Source organism: Enterobacter cloacae complex sp. 277I4, from assembly GCF_050031465.1.
GTDB classification, from domain to species: Bacteria; Pseudomonadota; Gammaproteobacteria; order Enterobacterales; family Enterobacteriaceae; genus Enterobacter; species Enterobacter cloacae.
Window position 1 is genome coordinate 3,389,506 of the sequence record NZ_JBLGWC010000001.1, and the last position, 19,932, is coordinate 3,409,437.

The following is a 19,932-nucleotide window of genomic DNA, read 5'->3' on the forward strand; positions in this document are numbered from 1 at the left end:
CCCTCACCCCAGCCCTCTCCCACAGGGAGAGGGAGAGTGAGGCGTCAGGCGATCGTCACTTTGCTGTCCAGATAGACATCCTGAACCGCATTGATCAGCTTCACGCCGTCCGCCATCGATTTCTTAAACGCTTTACGGCCAAGTATCAGCCCCATACCGCCTGCGCGTTTGTTGATAACCGCCGTGCGTACCGCGTCAGACAGGTCAGTATCTCCACCCGCCGCACCGCCGGAGTTAATCAGCCCGGCGCGTCCCATGTAGCAGTTCGCCAGCTGGTAGCGCACCAGGTCGATCGGGTTATCGCTGGTCAGTTTGCTGTAGACACGGTCATCGGTATAACCGAAGTTCACCGCCTTATAGCCGCCGTTATTTTCGGCCATTTTCTGCTTCACGATGTCAGCGCCAATGGTTGCGGCCAGGTGGTTCGCCTGACCGGTCAGGTCAGCTGAGACGTGGTAGTCCACCCCGTCTTTTTTAAACGCGGAGTTACGCAGATACGCCCACAGCACGGTCACCATCCCGAGTTCATGGGCGCGTTCAAAGGCAGCGGAAATCTCTTCAATTTGACGACGGGACTGCTCAGAGCCGAAGTAGATCGTTGCCCCAACCGCTACTGCGCCCATATTGAACGCCTGCTCCACGCTGGCGTAGAGGGTCTGGTCATATTCGGTTGGGTAGCTGAGCGTCTCGTTGTGGTTCAGTTTGACGAGGAAAGGAATGCGGTGGGCATAACGCCGTGAAACAGACGCCAGCACGCCATAGGTAGAGGCCACACAGTTACAGCCCGCTTCAATCGCCAGCTCAACAATGTTCTTCGGATCAAAGTAGAGCGGATTGGCTGCAAAGGAGGCGCCTGCCGAGTGCTCAACGCCCTGGTCAACCGGCAGAATCGAGAGATACCCGGTACCGCCCAGCCGCCCGGTATTATAGAGCGTCTGCATATTTCGCAGCACGGCCGGTGGACGGTTGTTATCCACCATCACGCGGTCAACGTAGTCGTGGCCGGGCAGATAAAGCTGGTCGGCTGGAATGGTCATACAACGATGCTGTAAAAGGCTGTCGGCGTCTTTGCCAAGCAACTGCGCAATATCAGTCATAGCGATGCTCCCGTAATTCCGACGTCATGTCGGTGAGTGTTTATCCAGACCCACATTTTTATGGGCAGACTAAGCCTGGTACCGACTTAACAGATTTTCCAGCATTTGCATTTTTTTTCAGCACAATCTGCTGGCTCGATTCGTGTACAACAAAACTGTTACATTGATCAAACAATCACCGCAAAGGTATTTTAAAGGTATTATTGAATGGTATGTTAAAGGCGTACTCTCACTGACATGCAGGATTAAACAATGAAAACGAAAGTCCAACTGTCATTCATGATGTTTGTTGAATGGTTTATCTGGGGAGCGTGGTTTGTGCCGCTGTGGCTATGGCTGAGCAAAAGCGGCTTTACCGCGGGGGAGATTGGCTGGTCCTATGCCTGTACGGCCATTGCGGCGATCCTGTCGCCTATTCTCGTCGGCTCGCTGACCGACCGCTTCTTTGCCGCCCAGAAAGTGCTGGCGGTTCTGATGTTTGCCGGTGCCATTCTGATGTACTTCGCCGCACAGCAAACCCAGTTCAGCACCTTCTTCCCGCTGCTGCTGGCCTACTCTCTTACCTATATGCCCACCATTGCGCTGACCAACAGTATTGCCTTCGCCAACGTCGATGACGTAGAAGCCGATTTCCCGCGTATTCGCGTGATGGGCACTATCGGCTGGATCGCCTCCGGTCTGGCATGCGGGTTCCTGCCGCAGATGCTGGGCTATAGCGATATCTCTGATACCAATATTCCGCTGCTGATGACCGCAGCCAGCTCCGCCCTGCTGGGCGTGTTTGCCCTGTTCCTGCCGAATACGCCGCCGAAAAGTACAGGCAAGCTGGATTTCAAAGTGATGCTCGGTCTGGACGCGCTGATCCTGCTGCGCGACAAAAACTTCCTGGTGTTCTTCTTCTGCTCTTTCCTGTTCGCGATGCCGCTGGCCTTCTATTACATCTTCGCCAACGGCTATCTCACCGAAGTGGGGATGAAAAACGCCACCGGCTGGATGACGCTCGGCCAGTTCTCTGAAATCTTCTTTATGCTGGCGCTGCCGTTCTTCACTAAACGCTTTGGTATTAAGAAGGTCTTACTGCTGGGCCTGCTCACGGCCGCCATCCGCTACGGTTTCTTTGTTTACGGCGGCGCGGAACAATACTTCACCTATGCGTTGCTGTTCCTCGGCATTCTGCTGCACGGGGTGAGCTACGACTTCTACTATGTAACCGCGTATATCTACGTGGATAAAAAAGCGCCGGCGCATATGCGTACGGCTGCGCAAGGCCTGATTACGCTGTGCTGTCAGGGCTTTGGTAGCCTGCTGGGTTACCGCCTGGGCGGCGTGATGATGGAAAAAATGTTCGCTTACAAAGAGCCGGTGAATGGGCTGACCTTCAACTGGGCCGGAATGTGGACATTCGGTGCGATCATGATTGCCGTGATCGCCGTGCTGTTTATGCTGTTTTTCCGCGAATCGGACAAAGAGATCACCGCAATTGAGGTGGTTGATGGCGATGCTGCGCTGACACAAGGGGAAGTTAAATGAAACAAGAACGTATTCTCGGTGCTCTTTACGGGCAGGCGTTAGGGGATGCGATGGGTATGCCCTCCGAGCTGTGGCCAAGAAAGCGCGTAAAAGCGCACTTCGGCTGGATCGACCGCTTCTTACCCGGCCCGGCAGAGAATAACGCGGCCTGCTATTTTAAGCGCGCGGAGTTTACCGATGATACTTCGATGGCGCTGTGCCTGGCCGATGCAATTATCGAATGCGACGGGGAGATTGACGCGGATGTCATCGGCAAACACATCCTGAACTGGGCGCTGGATTTCGATGCCTTTAATAAAAACGTGCTGGGTCCCACCTCAAAAATCGCGCTTAACGCCATCCGCGACGGCAAACCCGTCAGTGAACTGGACAACAACGGTGTGACCAACGGGGCGGCGATGCGGGCTTCCCCGCTGGGCTGCCTGCTACCGGCGACGCGGCTGGAACATTTTGTCGGGCAGGTCGCGCTGGCCTCCAGCCCGACGCATAAATCGGACCTCGCCATCGCCGGGGCCGTGGTGATTGCCTGGGCGGTTTCGCGCGCCATCGACGGCGAGCGCTGGCAGAACATCGTCGATGCCCTGCCCGGCATTGCCCGCTACGCACAGGAGGCGAATACCACCACCTTCAGCGCCTCGCTGGCGGCTCGTATTGAACTGGCGCTTAAGACCGTGCGGGAAGCACACGGCATCGACTCCGCCAGCGAGCAGGTTTATCAGCTTATTGGTGCGGGCACCAGCACCATTGAGTCCGTTCCGGCGGCGATTGCGATGGTGGAGCTGGCCGGCACGGACCCTAACCGCTGCGCGATTTTGTGCGCCAACCTCGGTGGTGATACAGACACCATCGGGGCGATGGCAACGGCCATCTGCGGGGCACTGCACGGCGTGCAGGCAATTGACCCGGCGCTGAAGGATGAACTCGATACCGAAAACCGGCTCGATTTTGACTACTATTGCGAAAAACTGCTGCACTACCGGGAGCAAAGGGAGGGCGTATGAGTACGTTAGCCCAGCGTCTTGAAACATTACAGGCCACACGCCCGGTCACGGTGCTGGGCGCGGCGGTCATCGACGTGATCGCCGACGCGTACGCCCTGCCCTGGCGCGGATGCGATATCGAGCTGAAACAACAAGGGGTGAATATCGGCGGCTGTGCGCTGAATATTGCCATCGCCCTGAAGCGGCTCGGCATTGCGGCGCAAAACGCCCTGCCCGTCGGCCACGGCGTATGGGCGGAGATCATCCGTAACGCCATGGCAAGACAGGATCTGCACAGCGCCGTGGAGGCCGAAGCGGGCGATAACGGCTGGTGTCTGGCGCTGGTAGAGCCTGACGGCGAACGCACCTTTATGTCGTTTAGTGGCGTGGAGAACCAGTGGCAGCCGCACTGGCTGGATGGGCTGAACGTCCCACCGGGTAGCCTGGTGTATCTGTCCGGCTATCAGCTGGCATCGCCATCGGGCGAACTGCTCACACGCTGGCTGGAGTCGCTGGAAAACGTCACCGCGTTTATCGATTTTGGCCCCCGCATTGCTGATATTCCCGACGCGCTGATGGCGCGGATCATGGCCCTGAAACCTATCGTGTCGCTCAATCGTCAGGAGGCGCAGATTGCCGCAGAGCGCGCTGGCATGGACGTTGATACCTTAGGCGTGCAGTGGCAGCACCGTTATGGCGCCGCGCTGATTATTCGTCACGACAAAGATGGCGCAGCCTGGTATGAAGGCGACGCATCGGGTTATGTTCCTGCGTTTCCCGCCACCGTCGTCGATACCATTGGCGCAGGCGACAGCCATGCGGGCGGTACGCTTGCCGGTCTGGCGGCAGGATGGCGTCTGGCGGATGCCGTGACGCTGGGAAATGCCGTGGCGGCCTGGGTGGTCAGCCACCGCGGCGGGGATTGCGCGCCGACGCGCGAGGCATTACTCCTCGCACACAAAGACGTATAGGTCGCTGCGACAGTAGCTGATGCTGTACTCAATCGGCCGGTGCTGCTGGTCAAGCGCAACCTGCTTGATCACCAGTACCGGTATTTTGTCATCCATACTGATATGCGCCTGAAACTCGCTGTCCGGCATCCGGGCGCTGACCCGGGAGCGGGTGCGTTGCGGAAAGATATTCTGGCTACGGAAGTAGTCGTACAGCGAGATGCCAATTGCGTCCGGGTCATGAATTAACTCAACCGGAACCCAGGACTCCTCAATCGACACCGCGTCATCGTCAACGTAACGAATGCGCTTAAGCAAGAATACCTCGCTGTCCGGGGGTACCGACAGCTGGCTGGCCACCTCTTCCGGACACTTCACCACCCGTTTATTCACCCATAGCGTGTTAGGTTTTTTACCGCGCAGCACCACCTGCTGGGAAAACCCGCGCGCTTCCTTGAGCGAATATTCAAAGATGTTGTTGATCTGTGTCCCGTAACCCCGGGCGCGCGTTACCACGCCCTCTTCTTCCAGCGCCTGCATCGCTTTGCGCACGGTAATGCGCGACACCCCGGTTAACTGGCTCAGATCGCGCTCGCCGGGCAGAATATTCCCGTGCTCCAGCACTCCGCTGCGTACCGCGTTTTTTACCGTTTCGGCAAATTTCAGATACAGCGGCATGTTGTCGGGCGCGGCGATCCGTTCATTCAGTTTAGCGATTAACCGGGTATGCGCTTGTTCCATCTCTGTTTTCTCAGGCGTGGTGTTTCCTGCCAGTATACTGGCTTACCACCATGCATGAAAATGATGAACCGGCCCAATACCGTGACCCACTTCCAGAGTATCGGCTTTTGCCAGCGCGGCCGAGAGCCATGTTTTGGCCTCGCGTACCGTATCGTCCCAGCTGTTGTGCCGTGGACGCAGCGCCGCCAGCGCGGCAGAGAGCGTGCACCCCGTACCGTGGGTATTTTTGGTATGCACGCGCGGGGCCGTGAAACGCAGTTCACCGTCGCGGGTAAAGAGCCAGTCCGGGCTTTCTTCGTCATCGAGATGGCCGCCTTTCATTAGCACCGCGCCACACCCCATCGCCAGCAGGGCGTTCCCCTGCTCTTTCATCTCACGTTCGTTCTGCGCGTGTGGCGCGTCTAACAGTGCGGCCGCTTCCGGCAGATTTGGCGTAATCAGCGCCACCTGCGGCAGCAGTTTCTTGCGCAATGTCTCAACAGCAGAGGCAGAGAGCAGCGGGTCACCGCTTTTAGCCAGCATCACCGTATCCAGCACCACATTTTGCACCTGATAACGTTGCAGCCGCTCGGCCACCGCTTCGACGATATCCGTTTCTGCCAGCATCCCAATTTTGGTGGTGTCGATGCGCACATCGCTGAATACCGAGTCCAGCTGTGCACCGACAAAATCAGGTTCGATACGGTAGACCGACTGCACGCCGCGCGTGTTTTGCGCCACCAGGGCGGTGATCACCGAGCAGCCGTAAGCGCCAAGAGCGGAGAACGTTTTCAGGTCGGCCTGGATACCGGCACCGCCGCTTGGATCGGTACCGGCAATCGTCAGAGCATTAATTCGTTTCATGCCTGTGCCTCCAGGTTATGCAGCGCATCAAGGAACGCGCTGGCAAAGCTGCCCGGCCCCTGAGACTGCGCAACGGCGATCGTTCCGGCACGCTTCATCCATCCGCAGGCAGCGGCAACATTATCCAGCCGCTCCCCCGGCAGGGAACAACTCGCCGCCACCACCGCCGAGAGCGCACACCCGGTGCCCACCACGCGGGTCATTAACGGATCGCCGCCCGCAACCATTCGGGTGCGCTGGCCGTCGGTGACGTAATCCACCTCCCCCGTCACTGCCACAATGGCATTGGTCTGGCGAGCCAGCGCCTGCGCGGCGGGTAGAGCGGCAGCGGCGGTGTCGGTGGTATCGACACCGCGTCCCCCTGCGCTCATCCCCGCAAGGGCGAGAATTTCCGACGCATTGCCGCGAATGGCGGCTGGTTTCAGGGCAAGGATTTGATGACAAAAGCGGGTACGGAACGCCAGGGCGCCCACCGCAACCGGGTCAAGCGTCCAGGGCTTGCCTGCCGCCACCGCGCTCTCAATAGCCCGACGCATCGACTGCGCGCGGGGCGTGGTGAGGGTACCGACGTTAATCAGCAGCGCATCGGCCATTCCGGCAAACTGCTCGGCCTCTTCGGCTTCAATCACCATTGCCGGAGAAGCGCCAAGCGCCAGCAGAACGTTGGCCGTAAGGGTTTGCACGACATCATTGGTCATACAGTGCGTGAGCGGGGAACGGGTTCGGAAGTGATGTAAAACGTGTAAATCGAGCAGGTCAGGCTGCATAGGTTCGCTCCTGCCTTGCGTGAAGAAGCGATGACCAGGGAAGGCATCTGACTTCCCTACGCTGGCATTATCCAGATCAGGTAATACGGGTATTTCTCAGCCTTCACAAAGAAGGGCACCCCGAGTCAAAATACTTTTAAAACAAATAGCTAGATACAAACATTTGCTTGAATTTAGTGTAACCGTAGCGAAGGCCACGGTGCAAGGGGTTTCTACAAGTCCAGTCGCATGCAGCATGTGGCCGCAGCTTATCGTAGGGAGATCATTCCTGTATTTTTTAGCTATACGTTTCGCGATAATTAAATCATTGTTACCTAAACACGATAAATTCGTTGTTTTTAAACCGTTACAACATGATATTTTTTCATGTGGAAAATATTTTGCAGAGGCAATCATAAAAGTTTCATTCAAAACAAATAACGAAATCAATAGAAAGAAAAACCAAAAGACGCTTTAAATAAATTAATTAAACAGGCGTAAAAATTTAATTTTTTGACGAAAACAGATAAGCAAGATTAATGTATTCTTAGTTTTACCCAAGAACGCCCGTCAATCCCCATAAAAATTAACTCCTTGTTTTATAATGAGTAGATCAATCCGCTCTCAAACTCCCCTTTTTAGCCATGCGTGCCAGTATTGATGAAGATCAATAAATAAAACGTGAATATCCGGGATAGTTGCTGCGCGTTACAAAAAAAGTGATTTAGAAAAAATCACCGTAACCTCCTTTTTTAAATTAAATATAACAAGACGTTATATCCTCCCGCCAGGATAGCGAAATAATTTTATTGATGAGAGTTTGGAAATGAAATGTATTAAAACCGCCGTATCTGTTTTTATTTTAACTTCTGTTCCTGGCACAGCAGTTCTTGCCTCTACCTCGCCGGTTACATCCAGTTGGGGGGACGCATATATTTCCGCAAAGAATGAGCAATTTACTGCCACACCTGTTATTACCCTGCCGACGCAACAAACACCGGTTGCACCACAGCCAGTATTATTAGCCCCTCACCTGGACGGGCAGCATATTGAGCCTGGTCAGGCGCCCACGCCTGTTCTGCCGCCGCAGAAAACTCCCGTGAAACAAATTGCGGTTGACCCAATACAAACCTCTTTTGATGGTTCTGTAACGGCGTTGCAAACCGCGCAGGCAACACATTTAGACGGTCAACACAACCAGGTCATTAATGGTCGTGATGGCCGTCCGGGCAAAGACGGCGTGACGACGATTATCACCCGTAATGTCACTGATACAGCCGCCGTTAAACAGATCAATACGCTGACTACGCAAACAGCCGGGCAAGCACAGGAGCTCAACGCGGCCCGACAAATGCTTATTCAGCAGCAAAAAAGTTCTAACGCACAGTTTAAAAGCCTTAAAGACGACGTGGACGATAATAAAAAAGAGTCCCGTAGTGGAATCGCCGGTGCCGTTGCTATCGCTTCAATGCCGCAAGTCGAGCGGGATCAAACGTTTATGGTGAGTGCGGGTGCCGGGACTTTTCATGACGAAAGCGCCGTTGCGGTAGGCGCGTCCTTCCATGCGGGTGAACATGCCATTGTGAAAGCGGGTGTCACCACCACAACGAATAACGATTATGCTGTAGGGGCGGGTATAGGGCTTGGCTGGTAATTAAAAACAACCACACAGAGTAAAACCATTAATCGCAAGTTGCGTTTAAATTCCTGAAATAATTTAGATACCTGCTCTTGCAATGACATGCTTTGTTTATATCAAAGCAAGAGCGCAATTAAATGATCTACTGGGGTGTAAAATTAAAATCATTTACTGATCATTAGCGGTGATAGTTATTTTAATGACAGTTATTATCATCACAGCATATATTAAAATCGAGACATTGGCGTAATGAAAAAAAAGATATTTACTGTAGTCATACTCGGCATAGCGTATTTTCTCGGTGGATGTGCAACAAAGGCGTCAAGGATGCAGGAGTGTCTTAATGAAGGCATTTCTAAAGACACCTGTTATCTCGCAGAGTCACAACGCCAGGCAGCGATCAGCAACGCGTCGATGAATGCGGCTTTTGCGAATGCGGCTCATGCGGTGCAACATGCACAAATGACACATAAGCACAGAAAAGAGCTTGCTTATTCAGGATGTACGCAGGTTGAGGAAGCTAACGGCGAATGCACTGCAAATTCAGATAAAAGTCAATCGCGTGATTTAAAACAGCTCTCCCGCGAGGCCGAAGCGGTAATGAACGGTACCATCGATGACGGTGCGGCATTCCTGCTGGGGCAAGGATGGAAACCAAACAACGGTAAATGGCATAAACAGGGATATACCTTAACGCTGGTGGTTGAAAAGGGAATTGTTGTGAACAGCCAGCTGTCAAAATGATGATCTAAACCGGCAACAATAAAGGGGTGGCAGCCCCTTTATTGCAAACTCACCATGCGAATGAACGGGAAGTCGTCACTCCAGCTGCCAGGCTCCGGCTTCGAATAATAACGCTGAGCCACCCCAGCCGAATAAATTTATTTCCCTTCGCCCTGCCTCAGGATAAATTCGGCTGCTTAAACACGCGTCGCCTTCATTGACAAAAACTTCCACGGATGAACTGTCGAAGAACAGACGCAGACTAAGCGTATTATCCAGGTTCAGCGCGACGCTTCGTGTCCCGCACAGGCCATATTGCGGATAGTTTCGCTCAAGAACCAGACGCTGCATTTGAGCATCCACGTAGACGCGCAGCCCCTCTCCCAGACTCATGCCGTACTGCTCGGCACTGCTATTGGCACAATCCCACTGGAGAATAACCTCCATCGCGTCGCAGCGTTCCAGCAGAGTCATCTGCTGATTGTTAAGCGTGCTAACCGGCCAGGGGAACCACGCTCCCCGCAGGCCTTCGATCTCTCTGGCCGGTCGCATTTGCAGACGGTTATCCGCACTGAGCGTCAGTTCGCGCGGTAAAGAGAGCATGCCTGCCCAGCCGTCCTCCTGTTCCGGCTGGGAGGATTCCCACATGTCCAGCCAGCCGATAACGATGCGGCGACCATCAGGCGTGAGGAAACTTTGTGGCGCATAGAAATCATGCCCGCGATCCATCTCCACAAACTCACCTTCCCGCACAAAAGGCTGCCCGGGCTGCCACTCGCCCAACAGATAGCCGCTCTGGAAAAGATTACGGTTTTTGAATCCTTCAGCGGCCATCCCCTGAGGCGAAAACATCAGCACGCGTTTGCCATTGAGCATGAAAAAGTCCGGGCATTCCCACATGTAGCCCATCTCTTTTTCAGCCACCGCCAGCACGCCCATATCCTGCCACTCACGCAGATTGGCAGAACGATATACACGCACCTGACCCGTCTCACCGTCCCGTGCACCGACAACCATGTACCAGCTCTCCCCTTCACGCCACACTTTCGGGTCGCGGAAGTGATGCAGACCTGGCGGGGTATCAACGATCATTCCCTGCCGGACAAAATGAATGCCGTCACGGCTGGTCGCCAGACATTGCACCTGGTAGAGATTCGCCTCGTCATCAGGATCGCCGTGGAATTTATGTCCGGTGTAAATCAGCGCCAGCGTATCGCCATCCACCACCGCCGATCCGGAAAAACAGCCATCCTTGTCTTCAGGCCCTTCTGGCGCCAGCGCAACGGGGAGATGTTCCCAGTGAACTAAATCCTTGCTACGCGCATGGCCCCAGTGCATAGGCCCCCACTGGGTGGAGTACGGATGATGCTGGTAAAAAGCGTGATACCAACCGTCAAACCAGACCAGGCCATTTGGGTCGTTCATCCAGCCAGCGCGCGCAGCGAGGTGGTAACGCGGATACCAGCGCAGATTGAGCCCTTCGCGTCTGGACTGAAGTTCCTGCTCTGCTTTAGTAATTGAATACGTCATTTCTCTACTCTTTCGATCAGATGGTGGAAGGTTGCGGCATGAGCGGGTCTGAAGAGGATTTACCCGAGCGCAACAGGAAGATGGAGATAAACGTGGTGCTGAAAACTAACAGCCCCATAATGAGATAGGACTGGGCGAAGCCGTATTTCTCATAGCTGTAACCCGCCAGCGGCGACAGGACCGAGGCGATCACTGAGCTGGTACAGGCAAAGCCCACCAGATAGAGGGTGGAAGAGAGCCGTTTATCAAAATGTAAGCTGTTGTATTTAAAAATTGAGACCAGCAAAACGGGCAGTTCGACCGCGTGCAATAGCTTGGTAATGGAGATCAGTACCGGCCCCTCAACCAGCCCCGAAGCCACCATACGCATCGCCATCACCATTCCCGCAAAAATCAGGCCATTCTTTGCGCCAAGGCGATTCACCAGCCATGGCGCGCAGAACATGCCCGCCGCCTCAAGGAAAACCTGGAAGGAGTTGAGATAGCCATACATGGCGTTTCCTTCCTGTAACGTCGGGAACTGGGAGGAGAAATAGACCGGGAACTGCTGGTCGTAAACGCCATAAATACAGGTGCCGATAACAAAAAATACCAGCGCCCAGAACCGCGGCAGCGTCAGCAGACGCAATGCATCTTCCAGCGTGACTTTACCGCCTGACACCGCTTCCTGCATGGCGTGCGGGGCGGAAGAGACCCTGAGACGCGCCAGCAAAACAAAAAACAGCAGTCCTGCAGAGCTTGCGACAGCGAAGTTCAGCTTCGGATTAATGTTAAACAGAAGTCCCGCGAAAAAGGTTGCCACCGCCCAGCCAAGCGATCCCCACATCCTCGCCTTGCCGAACTCAAACTGGCTCTGGCGGGCGACACGCTCGGTATAGGACTCCAGTACCCCTATCCCACCGTTAAACGTCAGGCCGATATAAATCCCGCCGAAAATACTGCCGAGTAAAACGTTAATCTGCAGCAGATAACCAAACAGCAAAAAGGCCGGACCAGAAAGAATGAGCAGGCTGGTCAGAAACCAGAGCAGGTTCTTGCGCAGACCAAGTTTGTCCTGAATGAATCCATAGCAGATTTGAGCGAAAAGCGCGGAGACAGAAAGCACGGCATAGATAATGCCGGTGTCGCCCGCTTTTAAGCCCACCTCCTGGTGGAGCCAGATGGAAAGCAAAGAGCCGGAAGAAGACCAGGTGACAAAAAAGAAAAACAGTAATGCGCTCAATAAGGGGTAGCTGTGAGAGTGATGCGTTTTCATCATGACATTCTCATGTTGGAGTAATGACAAAATGGTAACGTTAACATTGAGCGCTACTCATGCGGTTTGGATCAGATTCATGATGTTAATCACGAAAGTTAACGTTAACATTACAGAAGTGAGATCGCGATCACCTATTCATCATTGATATTTGTCTGGCTCCACTCACACACCCACTTTCCTTTTACATCAGTAACTTAGTTGTATACTCTTTAACACGTGACATTAACGGAGTAAGAAAATGGCTTCCCTGAAGGACGTCGCAAAGCTGGCTAACGTATCGCTGATGACCGTCTCACGTGCGCTTAACAACCCGGAGCGCCTTAAACCGGAAACGTTGGCACGCGTACAGCAGGCTATTGAGCAGACCAGCTACGTACCCGATCTTTCCGCCAAGAAAGTACGCGGCGCGCATGCCTCGCCAAAAACCATAGGCGTGCTGGCACTCGATACGGTGACGACACCTTTCTCGGTGGAGATTACGCTGTCCATTGAAGAGACGGCCCGGATGCACGGCTGGAACAGTTTCGTCATGAATATGTTTACCGATGACAACCCGGAGGCAATCGTCGATCTGCTGCTCTCTCACCGCCCGGACGGCATTATTTACACCACAATGGGATTACGTCAGGTTCCTCTCCCGGCCAAGCTCCTTACCCTCCCCTGCGTGCTGGCCAACTGCGAAAGTATCGATGAAAAGGTCGCCAGCTATATTCCTGATGATGAACAGGGGCAGTACGCCGCCGTACAGGCGTTACTCGCCGCAGGCTATCGACAGCCCCTGTGCCTGCATTTACCCGCAGATCATCTGGCCACAACCCGACGCCGTCACGGGCTGGAACGTGCATGCCGTGAAGCGGGGCTCGACCCGGACCGTCTGGATCATAGTTATATGGCGTTTGGGGACGAGCACTATCGCGACATTCCGTCAGTTCTGCAGGCGCACATTCAGAATGGCCTTCCCCAATTCGACTCGGTTATCTGCGGCAACGATCGTATCGCATTGATGGTTTACCAGACCCTGCTGGCGCAAGGAATTCGCATCCCTGAAGATATCGCGGTTATCGGCTATGACAATATGGTGGGCATTGGAGAACTCTTTCTTCCGCCTCTTTCAACGGTTCAACTGCCGCATTATGAAATTGGTCGCCTCAGTGCTCTGCATATTATTAACGGTGAAACCCATCGGGAAACCACGCGCGTTGAAAGTCCATTTTTAATGCGGAATTCCATTACGCATCTATGATGACCACCGCTTTTTAGCCCTGTCGCAGTAATAAGCAGGCTAAGGAGGCGGTCAACCTCCCTTTCAGGGAAAAATGGCACGATTTGTCACACTCTTTTTTATGATTTTACCCTCCGGGCAGTTAGCACGTAACCGGCTGTTTTTATTTGCCATAACGCATAATTTTCTTTCTCAAAACGGGGATATTCCGTCCCCTGTGCCCCATGTCACAAAACAGTAAACAAATTAACCATTGAGCCCCGTGGCAAAAGGCTCTATATTGGCGGCGTTTTTTTCAGGCCCCATCTGTTTTTTAACTTTTTATTCAATCGTGGCTCATAACGAAGCGGCGGTTGTAGGAGTGATATGATGACGGATAAAGTCCGTATTGACACCGTAGATGCCCACAAAAGCAACGAAACCTATCTGGCCCGTCAGGCCGAGTTTGAATCTAACGTCAGGAGTTATCCGCGCAAACTGCCTTTAGCCATCACTAAAGCAGAAGGCGTGTGGATCACCGATGCAGATAATAAAGAATACCTTGACTGTTTAGCAGGCGCAGGCACCCTCGCGCTTGGCCATAACCACCCTGATGTGCTGAAAAGCATCCAAAATGTCATTACCAGCGGCTTGCCGTTACATACTCTGGATCTGACTACGCCTCTGAAAGACGCGTTTTCCGAATACCTGCTCTCTCTGCTGCCTGGTCAGGGCAAAGAGTACTGCCTGCAGTTCACCGGTCCATCCGGTGCTGACGCCGTGGAAGCGGCGCTGAAGCTGGCGAAAAAAGTCACCGGCCGTAGCGGTATCATCAGCTTCTCGGGTGGTTACCACGGTATGACTCACGGTGCACTGTCCGTGACCGGTAACCTGTCTCCGAAAGAAGCGGTAGACGGTATGATGCCAGAAGTGCAGTTCATGCCTTACCCACACCAGTACCGTTGCCCACTGGGTATCGGCGGTGAAGCGGGCGTGAAAGCGCTGACCTACTACTTCGAAAACCTGATCAACGACGTTGAAAGCGGCGTGCGTAAACCTGCTGCGGTAATCCTGGAAGCCGTTCAGGGTGAAGGCGGCGTGAACCCGGCTCCGGTTGAGTGGCTGCAGCGCATCCGTAAAGTGACTCAGGAACACGGCATTCTGCTGATCCTGGACGAAGTTCAGGCAGGCTTTGCCCGTACCGGTAAATTCTTCGCGTTCGAACACGCTGGCATTGAGCCAGACATCATCGTGATGTCTAAAGCCGTTGGTGGCGGTCTGCCACTGGCTGTGCTGGGTATCAAAAAGCAGTTCGATGCATGGGCACCAGGTCACCACACCGGCACCTTCCGTGGCAACCAGCTGGCGATGGCAACCGGTCTGACGACGCTGAAGATCCTGAAAGACCAGAACATCGCTGGCAAAGTGGCTGCACAGGGCGAATGGCTGAAAGGCCAGCTGAACGAGATGGCGAAACGCTATCCGGTTATCGGCCACGTTCGCGGTCTGGGCATGATGATCGGTATTGAGATCGTTAAACCACACGAAGCCGCTGACCACATGGGTTGCTTCCCGGGTGATGGCGAGCTGTCTGCACTGATTCAGAAGAAGTGCTTCGAAGCCGGCCTGATTCTGGAGCGCGGTGGTCGTAATGGTATCGTTCTGCGCCTGCTGCCTTCTCTGCTGATCAGCGATGATGAGCTGAAAGTCTTCCTGGATAAATTCGAGCAGGCACTGCTTGCTGCGGGCGTTCGCCCGGCGTAACCGGAGTTGTTGATTACGATGTCTGATTCAAACCCAATTTTGTTCTCCTCTGCGCAGAGCATTGAAGCTTACCAGCAGGCGATTGAACAAAGCACTCAGGCTGTGATGCAGTGGCTGAAACAGCCTGAGATGTATCAGGGCAAAACGGTCGCGGAACTGCGCGACCGCATTAAGCTGGATTTCAACCCGAAAGGGCTGGGCAACGAAGCGGCGATTGAACGCGCCGTGGAGTTCTTCCTGAAAGACAGTTTGTCCGTTCATCACCCGCAGTGTGTGGCGCACCTGCACTGCCCAAGCCTGGTCGTTAGCCAGGCGGCGGAAGTGCTGATTAACGCCACTAACCAGAGCATGGACTCCTGGGATCAAAGCCCGTCCGCAACCATTATTGAGATCAAACTGATCGAATGGCTGCGTACCCGCGTGGGTTATCAGGCTGGCGACGCGGGTGTCTTCACCAGCGGCGGCACCCAGAGCAACCTGATGGGTCTGATGCTGGCACGTGATGCGTTCTTCGCACGTCAGGGCCACTCTGTCCAGCAGGATGGTCTGACGGGCGATCTGCGTAAGATCCGCGTACTGTGCTCCGAAAACGCGCACTTCTCCGTGCAGAAAAACATGGCGCTCATGGGTCTGGGTTATCAGTCCGTCGTGCAGGTGAAAACTGACGAATTCTCTCGCATGGATCTGACCGATCTGGCGGCGAAAATCGAGCAGTGCAACGCCAACGGCGAACAGATTCTGGCGATTGTCGCGACAGCCGGAACCACCGATGCCGGTGCTATTGACCCGTTGCGTGCCATTGCTGAACTGGCGGCGAAACAGAACATCTGGGTACACGTTGATGCAGCCTGGGGCGGCGCACTGCTGATGTCTGAGCAGTATCGTCACTACCTGGACGGCATTGAACTGGTGGATTCCGTTACTCTGGACTTCCACAAACAGTTCTTCCAGACCATCAGCTGCGGCGCATTCCTGCTGAAGGAAGCGCGCCACTATGAGCTGATGCGCTATCAGGCGGCTTACCTGAACTCTGAGTTCGACGAAGAAGCCGGCGTGCCGAACCTGGTTTCCAAATCGCTGCAGACCACACGCCGTTTCGACGCGCTGAAGCTGTGGATGAGCCTGGAAGCGCTGGGTCAGGAGCAATACGCAGCGATTATCGATCACGGCGTGACGCTGGCACAGCAGGTTGCAGCTTATGTGAAAGAGCAGCCCGCACTGGAACTGGTTATGCAGCCACAGCTGGCAAGCGTGCTGTTCCGCTTCCGTGGCGAGGTGCAGGCAGATGATGCAGGTATCGCCCTGCTGAACCAGAAAATTGGTGATGCGCTGCTGGAGTCCGGCCGTGCAAACGTCGGCGTGACCGAGCATAACGGCGTGACCTGTCTGAAGCTGACGCTACTGAACCCAACCGTGACGCTGGAGGATATCAAAACCCTGCTGTCTCTGGTTGAGCGTACTGCGCAGGAAGTTCTGGCGAAGTAATACACAGCCCCTCTTCCACCGGGAGAGGGGCTATTTTTATAACCCTGCCCACCACATCCTGACTTTCAATCCCCAGTAGCTTGTCCAGCCCGTTGTTGTACTGACGACATTGCCTTTAGAGACCAGCACCAGCGTCGGCGTTACGCTAACCTGCCATTGCTGTGACAGCGCACCGTTTTCGTCATTAATCACCGGCATTTTCAGCTGCTTCTTTTCGACCCAGCGCGCAAGCTTAGCGTCATCACCAGAGCGCATGGCAATACTCACCACGTTCCCGCCCTCTTCCGCCAGCCTATTGACCGCAGGCGTGGTATAGCGACAGATGCTGCACCAGGTCGCCCAGACGTAAATCAGCAGCGGCCGATCCTGACTGAGTGCGGCAATGTCATGTACTGAGCCATCAATGCCCTGCATTGGGGTAGCGCTAAACGTGGCGGGTAATGTCGGCTTGCGGTACTGATCCACACCCCACATCACGGCCAGCGCCAGCAGTACGAGTATGATCCCTTCCCGCGCCCAGCGGCGCAGTTGGCTGAATTTGCGGTTTTCCATTGTGACCTCGTGATTTAACGAAAGTCATCTTAGCGAGCTGCGCGCCGTTTCGCTGTAAAGAAGTGTCGCCCTACCTGGTGCGTAAGGTATCAACCATCAGGGTAAAGCAGGACTCAATGAGCGGAGGCAGCGCCTGCGGGGCACGCATCAGCGCCACCGTGCGCGCCAGGGCCGGTTGCTGAAGGTGAACCACCTTAAGCTGCGGGTCCTGCAGGTGGGTGGTATAAAGCTGAGGCAATATCCCCACGGCAAGCTTCGAGCGCACCAGCCCGTATAATGTCTCGATATAGTCCACCTGATAACGGGTCTGCAGGGACAGACGGTGGCTTTCGGCAAGCGCATTGACCAGCCGCTGAATATTGCCTTTTGAGAAAACGGCAATATCCCGGCCCACCAGCTGTTTCCAGGGAACATGTGCCGACGCGGCGAGCGGATCGTCGCAGTGCAGCACGGCCACAAACGGATCCTCCTGCAACGGGAACACGTCCAGCTGTTCGGGTACCGAGTTGTCCAGCGCCCCGATGCCAAAATCAATCTGCCCTTTCAGCAGTTGCGCCACCAGCGCATCGTTGGTCTGGTCGTGAAACTCCACCCGCAGACGTGGAAAGGCCTGCGCCAGCGTCTGCGGCAGCAGCGGAAACAGCAGTGAACTGACTGAAGGCACCAGACCGATCCGCACCGTACCGTCGCCGCCGGCCTGCACAATCTGCTGCATATCATCAAACGCCAGCTGCGCCACACTGAGCACCCGCTGGGCGTGTGGCAGAATGGCGTGCCCCAGCTCGGTCAGCGTGACCGCCGACGCGGTACGGTTAACCAGTTTACCGCCGAGCACGGTTTCGATTTGCCGCAGGGCGCTGCTGAGTGCCGGCTGGCTGATGGCCAGTTTACTGGCGGTATCCGTAAAATGACGCAGCTGCGCCAGAGTGACAAAATACTGTAGCTGCCGAAGGGAGAGCGCAGGCAAGCGCTGCCAGGGTTCCGTCATCATTATCCATTACACGCGTCACAGAATAACCCGGGGTTATCGGGCGATAAATTTTATCAGCTGGGCAAACGTTTGCCGGGTGCATAGAGTAACGTCAATATTTCAATGCTGGAACTGTTAATTGCATGACTGCCGAAACCCGACGCCGCGCCGTGAAGGCTGCACGAGGCGAAACGCCGTTTGACCTGTTGCTTACGCATACCCGAGTTGTTGATATGGCAACCGGTGAGATCCGCGACGCGGATGTGGGCATCGTCGGCTCGCTTATCGCCAGCGTCCATCCGCGCGGCAGCCGCAACGATGCGCTTGAGACGCATGACCTGAATAACCAGTTTCTCTCTCCGGGGCTAATGGACACGCATGTTCACCTTGAAAGCTCGCACCTGCTGCCCGCCCGCTACGCAGAGATCGTACTGGCGCAGGGCACCACCGCGGTGTTCTGGGATCCGCACGAACTGGCAAACGTGCTGGGGATTGAGGGCGTCCGCTTTGCCATTGAGGCGAGCCGCAACCTGCCACTGCAGGTAATGGTCGCGGCGCCATCGAGCGTTCCTTCCACACCGGGGCTGGAGATGTCCGGCGCAGACTTTGCGGGCGAAGAGATGAATACCCTGCTTGGCTGGCCCGAAGTGCGCGGCGTGGCGGAAGTGATGGACATGCACGGGGTGCTGAATGGCAGTCAGCGTATGCTGGAGATCCTGCAGGCCGGGCTGGAAAGTGGGAAGCTGATTGAAGGCCACGCGCGTGGTCTGAGCGGCGCGGATTTACAGGCGTATCTGGCGGCCGGCATCACCTCCGATCATGAACTCACCTCCGCCGACGATGCGCTGGAAAAATTACGCGCCGGGCTGACGCTGGAGATCCGCGGCTCGCATCCTTATCTGCTGCCTGATATCGTCAGCGCGCTGAAAACGCTGCCGCATCTGTCGTCACAAATCACGGTCTGCACTGATGATGTCCCACCGGACATCCTGATGGAAAAAGGCGGCATCATCGCCCTGCTCAACCTGCTGATTGAACATGGCCTTCCGGCGACGGACGCGCTGCGGTTTGCCACCCTGAATGCTTCCCTGCGCCTGCAGCGTAACGATCTCGGGCTGATTGCCGCGGGTCGTCGTGCGGATCTGGTGGTGTTCGATTCACTGGATAAACTGACGGCTCGCCGGGTGTACGTCGCCGGAAAATGCATTGCCCGTGACGGAGCGATGATCGAGCCGATTGTTGATACGCCCCTGACGCTGCCCCGGGATACCGTGCGCCTGTCGTCGCTGACCGCCAGTGATTTTTACATGCGCATCGACAACGCAAACCACGGTGTGGCGCGCCTGCGTCATATCAGCGGCGCACGTTTTACCCGCTGGGGAGAAACCGACGCCCGGGTACGTGACGGACGCGTTGAGATACCGGCTGGTTTTAGCCTGATTTGGGTTCAGCACCGCCACGCGCGCCATGCGGCAAAACCGCAAATCGCCCTGCTGGAAGGCTGGGGAGAGCTGCGGGGGGCCATTGCCACCAGCTACTCCCATGACTCACACAACCTGGTGGTACTGGGACGCAATCCTGATGACATGGCACTGGCCGCCAACACGCTGATCCAAAGCGGTGGCGGGATGGCGCTGGTCCAGAACGGGGACGTGATCGCCCATGTGGCGATGCCCATTGCGGGGATGTTGTCAGAACTCGCCCCTGCGGAACTGGCGCGCCAGTTCCGTGAGCTGCGCGAACGCAGCAGCCAGATTGCCGACTGGGAGCCGCCATACAGAGTATTTAAAGCCATTGAAGGGACATGCCTTGCCTGCAACGCCGGGCCGCATTTAACCGATCTTGGACTGACCGATGGCAGCACGCGCCAGATTGTCGATCCGCTGATTTCTTACCGGGAAACCCCGGACACCACACAATAAT

Annotated in this window: 17 protein-coding genes and 1 riboswitch; of the genes, 9 read left to right on the top strand and 8 right to left on the bottom strand. The window is 55.3% G+C overall.

What is annotated here, in order from left to right; translation table 11 throughout:
- Positions 1-44: 44 nt before the first annotated feature.
- The gene (gene fbaB / locus ACQG19_RS16600) at positions 45-1,097 is read right to left on the bottom strand and encodes a class I fructose-bisphosphate aldolase (protein ID WP_008500869.1); all 1,053 of its coding nucleotides are present in this window, start codon (positions 1,095-1,097) and stop codon (positions 45-47) included.
- 252 nt (positions 1,098-1,349) lie between these two features.
- Here fbaB and ACQG19_RS16605 point away from each other — a divergent pair, with 252 nt between their 5' ends.
- Genes ACQG19_RS16605 through ACQG19_RS16615 form a run of 3 tightly spaced genes read left to right on the top strand, consistent with a single transcriptional unit; the run spans position 1,350 to position 4,578 of the window.
- On the top strand, positions 1,350-2,627 hold the full coding sequence (locus ACQG19_RS16605) for a nucleoside permease (protein ID WP_013097908.1): 1,278 nt from the start codon (positions 1,350-1,352) through the stop codon (positions 2,625-2,627).
- Positions 2,624-3,628, top strand: coding sequence for an ADP-ribosylglycohydrolase family protein (locus ACQG19_RS16610; RefSeq protein WP_040022486.1), 1,005 nt, complete (start codon positions 2,624-2,626; stop codon positions 3,626-3,628). Before ACQG19_RS16605 ends, ACQG19_RS16610 begins: the two co-directional genes overlap by 4 nt.
- Positions 3,625-4,578, top strand: a complete 954-nt coding sequence (locus ACQG19_RS16615) for a PfkB family carbohydrate kinase (RefSeq protein WP_038979523.1) — start codon at positions 3,625-3,627, stop codon at positions 4,576-4,578. Before ACQG19_RS16610 ends, ACQG19_RS16615 begins: the two co-directional genes overlap by 4 nt.
- Here ACQG19_RS16615 and ACQG19_RS16620 read toward each other — a convergent pair.
- The 3 genes from ACQG19_RS16620 to thiM are packed head-to-tail and all read right to left on the bottom strand — an operon-like array spanning position 4,552 to position 6,908.
- Positions 4,552-5,298: a GntR family transcriptional regulator gene (locus tag ACQG19_RS16620; protein WP_047351619.1), complete on the bottom strand. Its 747-nt coding sequence runs from the start codon at positions 5,296-5,298 to the stop codon at positions 4,552-4,554. The two genes, ACQG19_RS16615 and ACQG19_RS16620, sit on opposite strands and share 27 nt — an antisense overlap.
- 42 nt (positions 5,299-5,340) lie before the next feature.
- A complete protein-coding gene (gene thiD / locus ACQG19_RS16625; RefSeq protein ID WP_013097912.1) occupies positions 5,341-6,141 on the bottom strand; it encodes a bifunctional hydroxymethylpyrimidine kinase/phosphomethylpyrimidine kinase in 801 nt (266 codons plus the stop codon).
- A complete protein-coding gene (gene thiM, locus ACQG19_RS16630; RefSeq protein WP_222168764.1) occupies positions 6,138-6,908 on the bottom strand; it encodes a hydroxyethylthiazole kinase in 771 nt (256 codons plus the stop codon). Before thiM ends, thiD begins: the two co-directional genes overlap by 4 nt.
- 36 nt (positions 6,909-6,944) lie before the next feature.
- Positions 6,945-7,041, bottom strand: a riboswitch (TPP riboswitch).
- A 672-nt stretch (positions 7,042-7,713) separates the two neighbouring features.
- Between thiM and ACQG19_RS16635 the strand changes: the two genes are divergently transcribed.
- Both ACQG19_RS16635 and ACQG19_RS16640 read left to right on the top strand, forming a co-directional pair.
- Positions 7,714-8,541 carry a YadA C-terminal domain-containing protein gene (locus tag ACQG19_RS16635; RefSeq protein WP_222168763.1) on the top strand — a complete coding sequence of 276 codons (828 nt, stop codon included), beginning with the start codon at positions 7,714-7,716 and terminating at the stop codon, positions 8,539-8,541.
- Positions 8,542-8,775: 234 nt separating this feature from the next.
- On the top strand, positions 8,776-9,270 hold the full coding sequence (locus ACQG19_RS16640; RefSeq protein ID WP_246932226.1) for a hypothetical protein: 495 nt from the start codon (positions 8,776-8,778) through the stop codon (positions 9,268-9,270).
- Between the two features lie 75 nt (positions 9,271-9,345).
- On the opposite strand, the gene ACQG19_RS16645 is transcribed toward ACQG19_RS16640, so the two are convergent.
- Together ACQG19_RS16645 and ACQG19_RS16650 are read right to left on the bottom strand one after the other, a co-directional pair.
- Positions 9,346-10,779 carry a glycoside hydrolase family 32 protein gene (locus ACQG19_RS16645; RefSeq protein ID WP_058661370.1) on the bottom strand — a complete coding sequence of 478 codons (1,434 nt, stop codon included), beginning with the start codon at positions 10,777-10,779 and terminating at the stop codon, positions 9,346-9,348.
- 16 nt (positions 10,780-10,795) lie between these two features.
- Positions 10,796-12,037, bottom strand: coding sequence for an MFS transporter (locus ACQG19_RS16650; protein WP_020690161.1), 1,242 nt, complete (start codon positions 12,035-12,037; stop codon positions 10,796-10,798).
- A gap of 238 nt (positions 12,038-12,275) precedes the next feature.
- Here ACQG19_RS16650 and ACQG19_RS16655 point away from each other — a divergent pair, with 238 nt between their 5' ends.
- The 3 genes from ACQG19_RS16655 (at position 12,276) to ACQG19_RS16665 (ending at position 16,487) form a co-directional block, all read left to right on the top strand.
- Entirely contained in the window at positions 12,276-13,280 is a 1,005-nt protein-coding gene (locus ACQG19_RS16655) for a LacI family DNA-binding transcriptional regulator (RefSeq protein WP_040022477.1), read from the top strand.
- 345 nt (positions 13,281-13,625) lie between these two features.
- The gene (locus tag ACQG19_RS16660) at positions 13,626-15,002 is read left to right on the top strand and encodes a diaminobutyrate--2-oxoglutarate transaminase (RefSeq protein WP_013097916.1); all 1,377 of its coding nucleotides are present in this window, start codon (positions 13,626-13,628) and stop codon (positions 15,000-15,002) included.
- A gap of 18 nt (positions 15,003-15,020) precedes the next feature.
- Complete coding sequence (locus tag ACQG19_RS16665) at positions 15,021-16,487, top strand: pyridoxal phosphate-dependent decarboxylase family protein (RefSeq protein WP_013097917.1); 1,467 nt, start codon at positions 15,021-15,023, stop codon at positions 16,485-16,487.
- A 36-nt stretch (positions 16,488-16,523) separates the two neighbouring features.
- Here ACQG19_RS16665 and ACQG19_RS16670 read toward each other — a convergent pair whose 3' ends face one another.
- Entirely contained in the window at positions 16,524-17,039 is a 516-nt protein-coding gene (locus tag ACQG19_RS16670; RefSeq protein WP_020690158.1) for a protein disulfide oxidoreductase, read from the bottom strand.
- Between the two features lie 70 nt (positions 17,040-17,109).
- A complete protein-coding gene (locus tag ACQG19_RS16675) occupies positions 17,110-18,030 on the bottom strand; it encodes a LysR family transcriptional regulator (protein ID WP_162780648.1) in 921 nt (306 codons plus the stop codon).
- A 122-nt stretch (positions 18,031-18,152) separates the two neighbouring features.
- On the opposite strand from ACQG19_RS16675, the gene ACQG19_RS16680 reads away from it, so the two are divergent.
- Complete coding sequence (locus ACQG19_RS16680; RefSeq protein ID WP_407200815.1) at positions 18,153-19,931, top strand: adenine deaminase; 1,779 nt, start codon at positions 18,153-18,155, stop codon at positions 19,929-19,931.
- The last annotated feature ends 1 nt before the right edge of the window (position 19,932 follow it).